This window comes from Moraxella sp. CTOTU47579 (genome assembly GCF_032004885.1).
Lineage (GTDB): Bacteria > Pseudomonadota > Gammaproteobacteria > Pseudomonadales > Moraxellaceae > Faucicola > Faucicola tetraodonis.
The window spans coordinates 174,265-188,828 of record NZ_DALZOJ010000002.1 but is presented as its reverse complement, the minus strand read 5'-3'; the positions used below and the strand labels follow the sequence as shown (position 1 = coordinate 188,828).

Here is a 14,564-nt window from a genome sequence, read left to right as displayed (position 1 = left end):
CAAAATGTCGCTATTACAGTGGTTATTGCTGTTTTTGCTTAGCAGTATATTTTATAGTTGGGTGCTGCTGGGAAATGGCGCAAAATGGCTAGAAGGCTGGCTATCTTGGTGGCTAATTGGCTGGTTTTCGCTAGATTGGACCGCTGAGCAAATCCGCTTGTATGTACTGATCATTTGGATTGTTGAAACGATTTGGTTTGTGGTCGGTTTGTTTCAACCAAGTTTACGTACTTTTTAGACTGACTTCGACAAAAATTTTGGCTACCTTTTTTTGTGAGGTTCTGTTAAAATAGGCAAAATCAAACCTTAGCGAGTTGGCATGATAAAGTTAATGGCACAGACTGGTAACGCATTAAAACCAGTTAGCTATTTTCTTTAAAATCAATGTCTTCTCGCTTTTTTGTGGGCGATACTTTTTACGGTATGTGCATTGACTGGGCATAATTTACCGTCGCACACATGGGTAGAACACAGGATACGAGCGGAGGCACTAGGTGAACACGAATTACGCAAAAGCAATTTTGGCATTGGCAGATGGTACGGTTTTTTATGGTCGCAGCATCGGTGCTAGCGGACACACCGTTGGTGAAGTCGTGTTTAATACAGCGATGACAGGTTACCAAGAAATCTTGACTGACCCAAGCTATGCCCAGCAAATCGTCACCTTAACCTACCCGCATATCGGTAATACTGGTACCAACGATGAAGACACAGAGTCAGGTCGTATTCACAAAGTGTGGGCAAATGGATTGATTATCCGTGATTTGACCATGGCGACCAGTAACTTTCGCTCAAGCCAATCACTCAATGAGTATCTGATTAACCATAACACCGTTGCCATCGCTGATATCGACACCCGTAAACTCACTCGCCTACTACGTGAAAAAGGCGCACAAAACGGTTGTATTATGACCGCCGATAGCGACGGTCATCTGGATGAAGCCAAAGCAATCGAACTTGCCAAAAGCTTTGCCGGTATCAAAGGCATGGACTTGGCGAAAGTCTGCTGTGACCAAGCGGGTTTTACCTGGACGCAAGGCTCATGGCAATTGGTGAGTCCAGAAGTGAGCCCAACTTGTGGTCACTTTAAAGAATTGGGCACTGACATTGAGCAAAAATTTAACATCGTGGCGTATGACTTTGGCGTCAAAACCAACATTTTGCGCATGCTCGTTGACCGCGGCTGTCATGTCACCGTTGTGCCAGCCCAAACGCCTATCAGCGAGGTACTCAAACACAACCCAGATGGTATTTTCTTATCCAATGGTCCTGGCGACCCTGAACCTTGTACTTATGCCATTGATGCGATTAAACACATCATTACGCAAACCGATATTCCGCTGTTTGGTATTTGTCTAGGTCATCAGCTATTGGCACTGGCTAGCGGCGCGCAAACCTTGAAAATGAAATTTGGTCACCATGGTGCCAACCACCCTGTGCAAGATATTGAAGCAGGTACGGTGATGATTACTTCACAAAACCACGGTTTTGCGGTGGATGAAGCCACCCTGCCAAGCAATGTGAAAGTGACGCATCGCTCATTGTTTGATGGCTCAAATCAAGGCATTGAGCTCACTAATAAGCCTGCGTTTAGTTTTCAAGGACATCCAGAGGCAAGCCCAGGACCCCATGACTGTGCGCCACTATTTGATAAATTCGCAGCTATGATGGCAAAGGCGAAAGCGTAAATGCAACAATACCCTTTTCACCTGGTTAATGTCTTTGCCGAAAGCCATTTTGGTGGTAATCCGCTTGCCGTATTTCCCCATGCCGATGGGCTAAATGATGAGCAAATGCAGTCGATTGCTCAGCAGTTTAACTTGAGTGAAACGGTGTTTATCTTTGCGCCCACTGATTTACATGGTACAAAAGCCGTCGCCAATTTACGTATTTTTACCCCAAATTATGAAATGCCACTGGCAGGTCATCCCACGCTTGGCTCGGCGTTTGTTTTAAAACAATTAAATGATTTATCGACTAATTTTATGCTAAATACAGTCGCCAAACCCGTACAAATCACCGCCAACGACAGCCATATCACGCTATCGCTAACAGGCTTTGACCATCAAATTAGTCACGCCACCGCAGAAGAATTAGCAAAGGCGGTCGGCTTGACGGTGAATGGCATTGATAGTCAAGCGTATTGGCTAAATAGCGGTTCACCCCAGTTGTTTTTGCAGGTATTGAGCAAAGAAAGTCTGTTTAACGCCAAGATTGATAAAGATTTATTGGCAACAATTTGCCAAAAAAATCAAGGACGAGAGATGATTTGTCTTTGGGCGATGGAAAAAGACATTATCTTCGTGCGTTTTTTCTCTTTAGAAAATGGGACAATTATCCAAGACAGCGGAACGGGGTCAGCGTGTGCCAATTTGGGGGCGTATTTTATCCTACAAAATAAATACCCAATTGCCAAAACCATTTATCAAGGCGATGATATGGGGCGACCCAACCGCTTGACGCTCAACGTCGATAACGAGCAAAACATTTTTGTGGGTGGCAATGTCATCGAAGTGGGCAAAGGTGAGTTTTATTTATAATAAAAAGTGCGTTAATCGCGCTTTTTTTAAAATTAGGATTTTAAAACATCATTTAGTACTCAGTTTTTTATTTTAAATTTTAAGTAATGCAGTTAAAAAGGGTGTAAAGCAATGCCAAAACGTACCGACATCAAATCCATTCTTATCATTGGCGCAGGTCCTATCGTCATCGGACAAGCCTGTGAATTTGACTATTCAGGCGCACAAGCCTGTAAAGCCTTACGTGAAGAAGGCTACCGCGTCATTCTGGTTAACTCAAATCCCGCCACCATCATGACTGACCCCGTCATGGCAGATGCCACCTACATCGAGCCCATCACCTGGCAAACGGTAGAGCGCATCATTGATAAAGAACGCCCTGATGCTATCTTGCCAACCATGGGCGGACAAACCGCGCTCAACTGTGCGTTAGACTTGGACAAGCATGGCGTACTCGCCAAATATGGCTGTGAGCTGATTGGCGCGACCAAAGACGCCATCGAAAAAGCCGAAGACCGCAATTTATTTGATAAAGCGATGAAAAAAATCGGCTTAGAGTGCCCACGCGCCGAAGTGGCCGAAACCATGGAACAAGCCTTCGCCATTCAAGCCAAGGTCGGCTTTCCCTGCATCATTCGCCCATCGTTTACCATGGGCGGTTCGGGTGGTGGTATCGCTTACAACCGTGACGAATTTGTCGAGATTTGTGAGCGTGGTTTTGACTTATCGCCCACTCACCAACTATTGATTGACGAAAGCTTAATTGGTTGGAAAGAGTACGAGATGGAAGTTGTCCGTGACAAAAAAGACAACTGCATCATCGTCTGTTCGATTGAAAACTTTGACCCTATGGGTGTGCATACAGGCGACTCTATCACTGTGGCACCTGCTCAGACTTTGACGGATAAAGAATACCAAATCATGCGTAATGCGTCATTGGCGGTGCTGCGTGAGATTGGCGTGGAGACCGGTGGTTCAAACGTACAATTTGGTATTGACCCAAAAACAGGTCGTATGGTGGTCATCGAGATGAACCCACGTGTCAGCCGTTCATCTGCCTTGGCATCTAAAGCCACGGGTTTCCCGATTGCCAAAATCGCAGCAAAGCTTGCGGTCGGTTACACGCTCGATGAACTTAGCAATGACATTACAGGCGGCTTGACCCCAGCCAGCTTTGAGCCCGCCATTGACTATGTGGTGACTAAAGTACCGCGCTTTAACTTTGAAAAATTCCCCCAAGCTGACAGCACCTTATCTACCCAAATGAAATCGGTGGGTGAAGTGATGGCGATTGGTCGTAATTTCCAAGAGTCGATGCAAAAAGCGTTACGCGGTCTTGAAATTGGCGTGAATGGTTTTGATGAGTATCTTGATTTCAATCAAGACGAGGATACCATTCGCAGCACCTTAAAAGTTAAGTTAAAAACCCCCACACCTGACCGTATTTTCTACATTGCTGATGCCTTCCGTTTTGGCATGAGCGTGGATGAGGTGTTTGAGTTTACTCGCATTGACCCTTGGTTTTTAGTGCAAATTGAAGACATCGTCAAAACGGAAAAATTGGTGAAAGAAACTGGCTTTGGCGGTTTGACCAGCGACAACTTGCGTCAATTCAAACGTAAAGGGTTATCAGATTTACGCTTGGCAACGCTCTTGGGAATTTCACAAAAACAACTGCGTAAAAAACGTTGGGATTTGGGCGTGTATCCTGTGTACAAACGCGTGGATACCTGTGCCGCGGAGTTTTCGACGTCAACCGCTTATATGTATTCAAGCTATGATGACGAATGTGAAGCCAATCCAACTAACAACAAAAAAATCATGGTCATCGGCGGCGGTCCCAACCGCATTGGTCAAGGTATTGAATTTGACTATTGCTGTGTGCATGCCGCCTTGGCAATGCGTGAAGATGGTTATGAGACCATCATGGTCAACTGTAACCCTGAAACGGTTTCCACTGACTATGACACCTCTGACCGTCTGTACTTTGAGCCTATTACGTTAGAAGATGTGCTTGAAATCGTGCGCATCGAAAAACCCGAAGGCGTGATTGTGCAGTACGGTGGACAAACGCCATTAAAATTAGCGCGCGCATTGGAAGCTGCAGGTGTGCATATCATCGGTACCAGCCCAGATGCGATTGACCGTGCAGAAGACCGTGAACGTTTCCAACACATGATTCAGCAATTGGGCTTTACTCAGCCACCCAATGCCTTGGCGACCAGTACCGAAGACGGTATAGTCAAAGCGACGCAAGTGGGCTATCCCCTAGTTGTCCGTCCCTCTTACGTGTTGGGCGGTCGCGCGATGGAAATCGTTTATAACGAAAACGAACTGCGTCGTTATTTGCGTGAAGCCGTACAAGCGTCCAACGAAGCCCCTGTATTACTGGACCGCTTCTTGGATGATGCGATTGAAGTGGACGTGGATTGTATCTCTGACGGCACCAATGTGGTGATTGGCGGTATCATGCAGCACATCGAACAAGCGGGCGTGCATTCAGGCGATTCAGCGTGTTCAATCCCTCCGTATTCACTCAGCCAAGAGATTTGTGATGTGATGCGCGAACAAACCGTGGCGATGGCAAAAGAGCTGGGTGTGGTGGGCTTGATGAACGTCCAATACGCGGTCAAAGATGGTGTGGTTTATATTCTTGAAGTCAATCCGCGTGCCTCACGTACGGTGCCTTTCGTATCAAAATGCATCGGCACTTCACTTGCGCAAGTCGCTGCGCGTTGTATGGCGGGCACAACGCTTGTGGAACAAAACTTTACCACTGAGGTGATTCCAACATTTTTTGCGGTCAAAGAAGCGGTCTTCCCTTTTGCCAAATTTCCAGGCGTCGACCCCATCTTAAGCCCTGAGATGAAATCAACGGGTGAAGTCATGGGTGTAGGTCAGACCTTTGGTGAAGCTTACTACAAAGCCATCATCGGCAGTAATGATAGATTGCCCGGTTTGCCAGTGGAGAATGAAGTTAAAAAAGTGTTCTTATCAGTGCGTGAAAGCGACAAAGCCAATCTAGTACCAGTGGCAAAACAATTTGCCGACTATGGTTTTAAACTTGTGGCAACTTCAGGTACACAAAAAATCTTGACCGAAGCCGGTATCGCCTGTGAGCGCATTAACAAAGTTACCGAGGGTCGCCCACATATCGTCGACGCCATCAAAAACGGTGAGATTGCGATTGTGGTCAATACCACTGAAGGCAAACAAGCGCATGAAGACTCGTTCTCGATTCGCCGCTCAGCCTTACAGCATAAAGTATTTAATGTGACCACCTTAAATGCCGCGGCAGCAGTTACCCAAGCGTATAAAGTGCAGCTACCATTTGATGTGTATAAGCTCCAAGCGCTACATACACAGGGATAACCACCGCTATTTTAAAATACTGATAGCCAGCGCTGTCAGTATTTTTTTATGGGCTAAGATAATCCTAAGGTTTAGGGTGTAGACTGGGTTTGCCCTAAGTACAGCCATGTTTATCAATGTTTTGACCACTAACCACAATCAGGGTGTGAATGCCATGAGACAACCTTCTAAGACCTTTAATATCATACTGCTCGCTGCTGTATTAGCGCCGACTACAACGGTATATGCCAAAAGCGATAGCGAAAAAGCGGGCGATATATTGCATATTGCTATCCCAGTAGCAGGTTTAGGTATGGCGCTTGCCAAACATGACCAAGAAGGCGTTTATCAATTAGGCAAAACCATGGCAACCAATTTGGCAGCTACCTATGCGCTCAAATACGCCACCAATGACACCGCTTGGGGCGAACGTCCCAATGGCGAAGATTACTCATTTCCGTCAGGGCATGCTAGTGATTCTTGCGCGGGCGCGACTTTCATCGGTCAACGCTATGGCTGGCGCTATGGCTCGATGGCAATGATTCCTGCCGCCTATGTGGGCTGGTCACGGGTGGATGCCGACAAGCATCATACCCGTGATGTGGTTGCTGGCTGTGCGCTGGGTGTCGTCAGTGGTTTGGTGATGACGCAACCGTTTGACAATGCCACTATTTTACCTTGGTATGAAAATAAAGCCGTGGGTGTTACCATCAGCTCAGTTTGGTAATGTCAGGGTTCATACAGTCAATTGAGTGAATGCTTTGCATCACAAGCCGTTATCAAGTAAAATACCGTTATTGTGGTGATTGACGCAGCACAGCAAATTTTTTACTAGAACCTTGTTAGGCAGTAGCCCTGTCTAGCATGGTTTTTTTCATCTATACAAAATAGATAATGGTTAATCACGAGCGTTGATGACCATTTTTTGTGACTTGTTACTTTGGCAATCTTGCCGTTTGAATCCCTATTTGTGACAAAAGGAATCCCCTATGCAACGTTATCCAATGACGCCTCAAGGTCACGCGGCTTTAGAAGAAGAGCTCAAACAGCTCAAAACCGTTGACCGTCCACGTATTACCGCGGCGATTGCCGAAGCGCGCGAACATGGCGACTTAAAAGAAAATGCCGAGTACCATGCTGCCCGTGAGCAGCAAGGATTTTGTGAAGCCCGTATTCGCGATATTGAAGCCAAATTGGGCGGCGCTGAAGTCATTGATCCGCTCAAACTACCGCAAGAAGGTCGCGTGGTGTTTGGCGTCACGGTAGTGATTGAAAATCTCGATACCGAAGAGCAAAAACGCTATAAAATTGTGGGTGATGACGAAGCAGATTTTAAAGCCAATAAAATCTCCATCAACTCACCCATCGCGCGCGGTCTGATTGGCAAATCAGAAGGCGATGAAGCCAAAATCCAAACCCCAAGCGGTGAAGTCGAATACGAAATCGTAGAAGTCTTGTACCAATAACCGCTATTTAGCCGATAAAGCCAATCAAATGATTGGCTTTTTTATTGTGACAAATTATGGGTAATTGTCAAAAAATGGCGAAAAACACGTTGACAAAAATGTTACAATAATTCGATAGGTTGATTTTACAGATTATTTTTTGAGAATTGGATAGGAAAGCTTATGAGCATGAATGCGAACAACAGCGCAACTAACAACGCCACCATTTTACAATCTGTCCCCGTCGGACAAAAAGTCGGTATCGCGTTTTCTGGCGGACTTGACACCTCAGCTGCGCTACTTTGGATGAAGCAAAAAGGCGCGCTGCCATACGCTTATACCGCGAACTTAGGTCAACCTGACGAAGAAGATTACAACGCCATTCCCAAAAAAGCCGACCAATACGGTGCGGTCAAAGCGCGTTTGATTGATTGCCGTTTGCAATTGGCGCTTGAAGGTATTGCTGCAATTCAATGCGGTGCGTTTCATGTCAGCACCGGTGGTATGCCCTACTTTAACACCACGCCACTGGGTCGTGCGGTCACAGGCACCATGCTAGTCACCGCCATGAAAGAAGATGATGTCAACGTTTGGGGCGATGGCTCAACTTATAAAGGCAATGATATTGAGCGTTTTTACCGTTATGGGCTACTCACCAATCCTGCCCTTAAAATCTATAAACCGTGGCTTGATCAAACCTTCATTGATGAATTGGGCGGTCGTAGCGAGATGTCACAGTTCTTAATCGACAATGGCTTTGACTACAAAATGTCCAAAGAAAAAGCCTACTCAACCGACTCAAATATGCTAGGCGCGACGCATGAAGCCAAAGACTTGGAGTTTTTGGATGCCAGCATGCACATCGTTGAGCCGATTATGGGTGTGGCATTTTGGGATGAAAATGTCAAAATCGACAAAGAAACAGTGACAGTACGCTTTGAACAAGGCATGCCTGTGGCAATCAATGACGAAACCTTTGATAGCCCAGTGGATTTGATTTTAAAAGCCAACGAAATCGGGGGTCGTCATGGTCTTGGTATGAGTGACCAAATTGAGAACCGTATCATCGAAGCCAAATCACGGGGTATCTATGAAGCCCCTGCCATGGCGCTGTTGCACATTGCCTATGAGCGTTTGGTCACTGGGATTCATAACGAAGACACCATCGAGCAGTACCGTATCAATGGTTTACGCCTAGGTCGCTTGTTGTACCAAGGTCGCTGGTTTGACTCACAAGCCTTGATGCTTCGTGAAACCGCCCAGCGCTGGGTCGCCAAAGCTATCACGGGTGAAGTCACCATCGAGCTACGCCGCGGTAATGACTATACCATCTTAAATACTAAATCTGACAACTTGACCTACCAACCAGAACGCCTATCGATGGAAAAAGTTGAAGATGCGGCGTTCACGCCAATGGACCGTATCGGTCAGCTCACCATGCGCAATCTAGATATTTCAGATACCCGGGCTAAATTGGCGTTATATAGCCAATCAGGTTTGTTATCCAATGCCCATGGCTCAGACGTACCACAACTAGAGCAAAAATAATGCGGTAAATAAAAAGGGCGTATTTAATACGCCCTTAGCTTGTTACAACCCATCATTTAGTCATTGGTATGAAATAACAAAAACAACTCAACGATGTTTTTTTCTATGGCTTGTGCCATTTGGCTCATGGTTTCTGGGTCTTTGAGTAGCTCTTGCATATCCGGTTGGTCTTCATCAATGCCACTAAACAAAATCATCGGTAACGTCAGCATTGCCACATCTTCTTCGCTGTCGTCATCATCAAACCAATCATCTTCTTCGTCATCGCTGGCATACATGGCATCAACAAAGCCCACTGACCATTCGCTGATTTCTGAGTTTTCAATATCGAGATAGTCAGTTTCGTCGACATCAAAAGGCAGCTCAATTTCACGCTCATCTTGCAGCATGGCTTGCAGCTCATCACGCCACTGTTCAATGGCTGATAACACCTCTGGCTTGACTTGTTTTTCATGCCCTTCAAAAAGATAGGTTTGCCAATTGTGTAAAGGTTTGCCGACGATAGAGGCGGTTAAAAAGCCGTGTGTAGCGATACTCGATAGCCCAAATTCGTTGTCATCACTGTCTAAAAAATCGATTAAATCATCAAAATCCATGGTGGTTATCCTAGTATGCTATCAAAAAAGCGGATTGAAAAAAGAAAGGTTAATACCTAGTGTATTAACCTTTTGCTTGACTTACAACTCATCATCGTCAAAATCGTCGTCATCGTCTAAGTCATCAAGATCGTCATCAAAACTGTCTTTAAGTGAGCGCTCTAGACGCTTTTCTTCCAATAAATTATCAATCAAACGACGTTTTTCAAGACTACTTGCCCGACTTCGACCCGATGCGTCGTCATCCACGAGTCGCGCGTCATCGTCATCATCAAAACTGTCATCTTCAAAGCTATCATCAATATCTGGATCAGCCATTTAGTGCTCCTTTCGCTGGTCGATTCGATAAATTTGCAATTTCATAAAGCCTTATAATGGGTTTTGTCAGTCAAGTCAAGTGGCGAAAGAAAAAATAACCATGATTCGTTTATTTTTCTGTGGCGGTCAAAATATCATCGCGTTTGGCAATGAGTTCGGTCATCAAGGTTTCTGATAAACCGTTGTACCAAACCATCTCACGCTCTGTGATAGTGGTCGGATGTTGCAGGTTTTTAAACTGCACTTTACCATCTAAAGTTTTAAGTAAATCCAGCGGATATAGGAGCAATAAACCATCTTCTTTGGCGTGGTTGGCCATCAGTTTTTGTACGTCATCGAATTGATGACTGATACTGGTACCGATGGTTAATGGCAAGGCAAAACGCGATAGCTCACGGTGTTTTTCGTATACCACTTGGTTGAGGATAATCAACAATTTTGACAACAACACCGCTGCCAGTGGCAATTGCTCGGCTTTACCTGCTAGATGAATGACCGCGCCTTTGGCATTAAAATGCGAGTTGTCTTTGATATACACGTCTTTGATATAGCGATTTAACACATTGTTTGACGGATTAAATAAGCTGTTTGATGCGCGCATCAATAACTGATTACACAATTGAAAATATGGTTTTGCAACTTCAGGTGCCACCCGTTTTAGCAGATGATACTGGTCATAAAAATGAATTTGCAATTCGATTTCGGGCTGTTTTTGGCTGTCCACTGTATTTTCTTGAGCCAGATTGTCAGTCGCTTCAGTCGCTGTGGGCTGGGTTTGGGGAATGTCTTTAGCAGATTTTGATTTTTCTCGATTTAAAAAATCATTGATGGTTTTGCCAGTGGCGGCAGGTTGCGCGGTTGCGCTGCTATCCCCTGCTTTATTGTACAAGGTGTCTTCGTCTAACTGCAATTCAGCATCGGCTGTCAATGCAGGGTTGGTGGATGCTAGGCTACCACGCGCAAGCGCGATATGCTGCTGGACTTTTTCACCCAATTGCGCAAGCTGTTCCTGCGTTGGGCGCGCCATATAGCCATAAATCAGCCATAAAAACCCATGCAAAATTGCTGACCCTAATACAAACAACCATTGACTACTGACAATCTCGCCTTTGGAGACCGCTTTCATAATGATAGTGGCGTGACCGAGAACTTGGTTGTTTTGGATAATGGGTTTATCAATTACCTGCCCCACTTCGTTTTGTGCTTGTCCCGTTTGCACCAGCGGCTGATTGTTTTGGTCACTGATGACAAGCTTGGCGACTTCCTGATCAACTTGGTAGCGGTTTGCCAAGACGCTCAGGCTAATTCTATCTTGGCTCGTGATGCCCACCATGGCTTCTTTGGCTAACTGTTCAACAATTTTTTCACCCTTTTGGGTACGCTGCTCGTATTGGGATTTTTCACTACTAAAAGTAAGCATCAAAAAATGTAAACAAAAACTAATAAGGAGCACAATAGCGAATTTGCCTTGACGGGGGGCTAGATGATTCATGGGTAGATTAAACTTTCTTTAGGAGCGATTAAATGCTACATTATCATGTTTATTTTTTTGGCATACAAGGGGTAAACTATCATGACGACGAATTTTTTGTATCAACTTAATCAGCATTTTCCCCATAGTTACGCGATTACCCTAAGCGCTGCCAAGTTTGAATTGGGGCTATTGAGCCAAATCACCCAAACCCTTGCAAGCCTTCAGCCTGCCATTCGCCTCTTACATCAAGACACCCTAGTCAATGAGCTTGATTGGCAAGCCAATGACACGCTCGCCCAAGCTGAGCAAACCAGCCCTGTGACGACGATTCGCTGGATTGTGACGCTGGAATCAGATATCGATATCAACGACTTACCCCAACGAGTCAAACAAGTCGCCGCCAACAACCTCTATCATGTAGATGTCAATGTCATGCCCCTTGCGACATTGGTGCGCCCGCATAAACTGGCGTTGTTTGATATGGATTCGACCTTGATTGAGCAAGAAGTGATTGTGGAATTGGCAAAAAAAGCCGGGATTGGTGAGCAAGTCGATACGATCACCGAATCTGCCATGCGCGGGGAAATTGATTTTGCCGAAAGCTTTACTCGCCGTGTGGCTTTGCTTAAAGGGTTATCAAGTGAGGTGCTCGAAGACATTATTGCCAATCACATTACCTTTAGCCCAGGGGCAAAACGCTTGATTAGCGCACTGAAAAATCATGGTTACTATGTGGTATTGGTCTCAGGCGGCTTTAACTATTTTGCCGAATACGTGAAAAACAGCTTAGGAATGGATGAGAGTTATGCCAATGACCTAGATATCGTCGATAATCTAGTGACAGGTGAAATCACCTCAGCGATTGTAGATGGCAAGCGTAAAGCCGAAATTTTGCAAGCCGTAGCACAGCGTTTAAGCATTAAGCTGTCAGAGACTGTTGCTGTCGGCGATGGCGCTAATGACTTGCCAATGCTAGGACTAGCTGATATCGGTATTGCCTATCGCGCCAAACCGATTGTGCGCGCCCAAGCAGATTATGCGGTAACAGTCGCAGGACTCGATGGGGTGATGACTGTCTTGGGATTGAGCGGTTCATGTTAGCGGTTAGTTTTAAGCATTAGTATTAAAGATGAGTTTTAAAGATTATAAAAAAGCCACCCAGATTATCGAGTGGCTTTTTTGTTTTTTTGGATAAAAAAGCTAAATTGGCAATTTCGCCACGATTTTATCGACGATGACTTGTAATTTTTGCCTCACTATCGGTGATAAAATGACAATACCGCCTAGCACACCCATGAGACAGCCGAGCACGGTGTCCCAAAACCGCATGACGATAATCTCACTGATTGCGGTAGGCTGTACCGCGCTGTACTCTGCCAAAAAGATGGTCAGTGGGGTGATAAAAATAACCGCCACCCCGTAATGGCGTACCACAAAAGTCTCAATACAAAACATCATGCCAAAAATGCCTAGCGCCACACCCATATCGCTCAAATGCACCGATAGCAATAGCCAAGCTAGCAGCATACCAATCGCTGTACCCACAATACGATGTATCTGCTTGATCCATATGCTTTGAAAATTCATCCCTTGCATGATGACATAGCAGCTCATCGGCACCCAATAGGGCTTAGGCATCTCTAGCCACAGCGCGAGCAGCAATGATAAGGCGATAAACGCTGATACAATCAGGGTATCACCCAAAATCTCTCGCACAGGCATCGGTGCCTTTAGCGGCAAGACAGGCTTGTTATAAATCAGCAGTAACGCATAAAAACACGCCACCATCCCCGCAAACAACGCGCCCAATGCCACCACCCCTATCAGCTGTGGGATTTGTGCCACGGGTGCGGGCATAAACAGCGCAATCGCTGACGCCATGATGATAAACAGCCCAGCAGGCGGTGGCAGCTTATAATAACGGCTAAAAAGCGTACACCAAAAGGTCACAAAAAACATCAGGGGAATTGTCAGGATGGGCACGTTATGGGCAACCAAGCCAACGGCAAAACACGCGACCATCCCAAAACTACACGCCAATACCGTGGTCATGCGAGACAATAAAGACCCAGTATAGGGTAAGTTTAAAATCACCATCGCACCGAGTGACGCGAGTAGCCCCATGCGCAAATCACCCAGATACGCCCCGACCATCACTGGAAAACTAATCGCAAATGCCACAAACAACGGCATATGCCAAGGTCTGGGATTGCGATTGAATTGGGTTAAGGTGGTGAGCGGGTGCTTGATATATTGGTGAGTGATAATGTTGTCCAAATGAAAGACTCTTTTGTTAATCATATTGAGGGCTAAAAATTTAAACTTAAATTTAAACTTAAATAACCTGCTAAAAACACAAAACTGGAGCAAGCCCCAGTTTTAGATGTTTATCTATTTCACATGTCATCCAAATTTAATTGGACTTAATTAGATTCGCTGTAGCGATTAGCTAGCTTGATGAATGCGTCCGATTTATCGACCTGACTCATCAACCAAAGACACGCCAATACGCTGGGCAACTTCTTCATAACCTTCGACCACATCACCTAGGCTTTGACGGAAACGGTCTTTATCCAGTTTTTTCTTGGTTTGTTTGTCCCAAACGCGGCAACCATCTGGCGAGAACTCATCGCCCAGTACGATACGGTCTTTGAATACCCCAAATTCTAGTTTGAAATCCACCAACATCAAACCACCGTCATCAAACATTTTTGATAACACGTCATTGACTTTAAAGGTTAAGGCTTTCATTTCATCCAGTTGAGCTTGCGTTGCCCAGCCGAGTGATACCGCTAACGAATCATTTACCATCGGGTCGCCCAGACCGTCATCTTTATAGAATAATTCAAAGGTAGGTGGGTTTAAGGGTTGACCTTCTTGTAAGCCTAAGCGACGTACTAGGCTGCCTGCCGCATAGTTACGCACCACACACTCGACAGGAATCATTGTTAGGCGTTTGACCAGCACCTCTTCATCCGATAATTGCTGTTCAAAATGGGTTTCGATGCCTGCTTCGCTGAGTTTTTGCATGATAAAGGCATTAAAGCGGTTATTGACTTTGCCTTTACGCGCTAACTGTTCGATACGCTCGCCGTTGAACGCAGAGGTATCATCACGAAATTCTAAAATCAGATAATCTGGATTGTCAGTTTCGAAGACGGATTTTGCTTTGCCTTTATAAAGTAAATCGAGTTTTTGCATGGTAATTCCCAAATGGCTGTTTAAGATTGGCTAAGGTTGGCTCAGTGTAGCTAATTTATGACAGTTGCATTGATTGGCTGATACGCGGTTAGCAACACCAGCTGCAAACTAT

Annotated in this window: 13 protein-coding genes; 8 read left to right on the top strand and 5 right to left on the bottom strand. The window is 45.4% G+C overall.

The genetic code is table 11. The features are described 5' to 3' along the window. Positions 1–4 precede the first annotated feature (4 nt). The 7 genes from RTP55_RS02165 to argG all read left to right on the top strand — a co-directional run bounded on the left by RTP55_RS02165 (position 5) and on the right by argG (position 8,863). Positions 5–238 (top strand): hypothetical protein, encoded by a 234-nt coding sequence (locus RTP55_RS02165; protein WP_076774895.1) that lies wholly within the window; start codon positions 5–7, stop codon positions 236–238. 256 nt (positions 239–494) lie between these two features. Further along, positions 495–1,688 (top strand): glutamine-hydrolyzing carbamoyl-phosphate synthase small subunit, encoded by a 1,194-nt coding sequence (gene carA / locus RTP55_RS02160; RefSeq protein WP_312383853.1) that lies wholly within the window; start codon positions 495–497, stop codon positions 1,686–1,688. Then, positions 1,689–2,540 (top strand): PhzF family phenazine biosynthesis protein, encoded by an 852-nt coding sequence (locus RTP55_RS02155; RefSeq protein WP_312383851.1) that lies wholly within the window; start codon positions 1,689–1,691, stop codon positions 2,538–2,540. Between the two features lie 111 nt (positions 2,541–2,651). Beyond that, entirely contained in the window at positions 2,652–5,891 is a 3,240-nt protein-coding gene (carB, locus tag RTP55_RS02150; protein ID WP_312383850.1) for a carbamoyl-phosphate synthase large subunit, read from the top strand. A gap of 154 nt (positions 5,892–6,045) precedes the next feature. Continuing rightward, on the top strand, positions 6,046–6,597 hold the full coding sequence (locus tag RTP55_RS02145) for a phosphatase PAP2 family protein (RefSeq protein WP_072092956.1): 552 nt from the start codon (positions 6,046–6,048) through the stop codon (positions 6,595–6,597). A gap of 262 nt (positions 6,598–6,859) precedes the next feature. Then, positions 6,860–7,336: a transcription elongation factor GreA gene (gene greA, locus RTP55_RS02140; protein WP_007116148.1), complete on the top strand. Its 477-nt coding sequence runs from the start codon at positions 6,860–6,862 to the stop codon at positions 7,334–7,336. Positions 7,337–7,504: 168 nt separating this feature from the next. Continuing rightward, positions 7,505–8,863 (top strand): argininosuccinate synthase, encoded by a 1,359-nt coding sequence (gene argG, locus RTP55_RS02135; protein WP_062334910.1) that lies wholly within the window; start codon positions 7,505–7,507, stop codon positions 8,861–8,863. Between the two features lie 56 nt (positions 8,864–8,919). Here the strand turns inward: argG and RTP55_RS02130 are convergent, their stop codons facing one another. From RTP55_RS02130 to RTP55_RS02120, 3 genes are all read right to left on the bottom strand, one after another. Continuing rightward, on the bottom strand, positions 8,920–9,459 hold the full coding sequence (locus tag RTP55_RS02130) for a YecA/YgfB family protein (RefSeq protein ID WP_060995305.1): 540 nt from the start codon (positions 9,457–9,459) through the stop codon (positions 8,920–8,922). An 81-nt stretch (positions 9,460–9,540) separates the two neighbouring features. Further along, positions 9,541–9,777 (bottom strand): PA3496 family putative envelope integrity protein, encoded by a 237-nt coding sequence (locus RTP55_RS02125; protein WP_060995306.1) that lies wholly within the window; start codon positions 9,775–9,777, stop codon positions 9,541–9,543. Between the two features lie 109 nt (positions 9,778–9,886). Further along, complete coding sequence (locus RTP55_RS02120) at positions 9,887–11,269, bottom strand: hypothetical protein (RefSeq protein ID WP_312383846.1); 1,383 nt, start codon at positions 11,267–11,269, stop codon at positions 9,887–9,889. Between the two features lie 81 nt (positions 11,270–11,350). Between RTP55_RS02120 and serB the strand changes: the two genes are divergently transcribed. Beyond that, positions 11,351–12,352 (top strand): phosphoserine phosphatase SerB, encoded by a 1,002-nt coding sequence (gene serB / locus RTP55_RS02115; protein WP_312383844.1) that lies wholly within the window; start codon positions 11,351–11,353, stop codon positions 12,350–12,352. A gap of 99 nt (positions 12,353–12,451) precedes the next feature. On the opposite strand, the gene RTP55_RS02110 is transcribed toward serB, so the two are convergent. Together RTP55_RS02110 and purC are read right to left on the bottom strand one after the other, a co-directional pair. Then, positions 12,452–13,552 carry an FUSC family protein gene (locus RTP55_RS02110; protein WP_312383842.1) on the bottom strand — a complete coding sequence of 367 codons (1,101 nt, stop codon included), beginning with the start codon at positions 13,550–13,552 and terminating at the stop codon, positions 12,452–12,454. Positions 13,553–13,723: 171 nt separating this feature from the next. Next, positions 13,724–14,452, bottom strand: a complete 729-nt coding sequence (purC, locus tag RTP55_RS02105; protein ID WP_095356156.1) for a phosphoribosylaminoimidazolesuccinocarboxamide synthase — start codon at positions 14,450–14,452, stop codon at positions 13,724–13,726. Between the last annotated feature and the right edge of the window lie 112 nt (positions 14,453–14,564).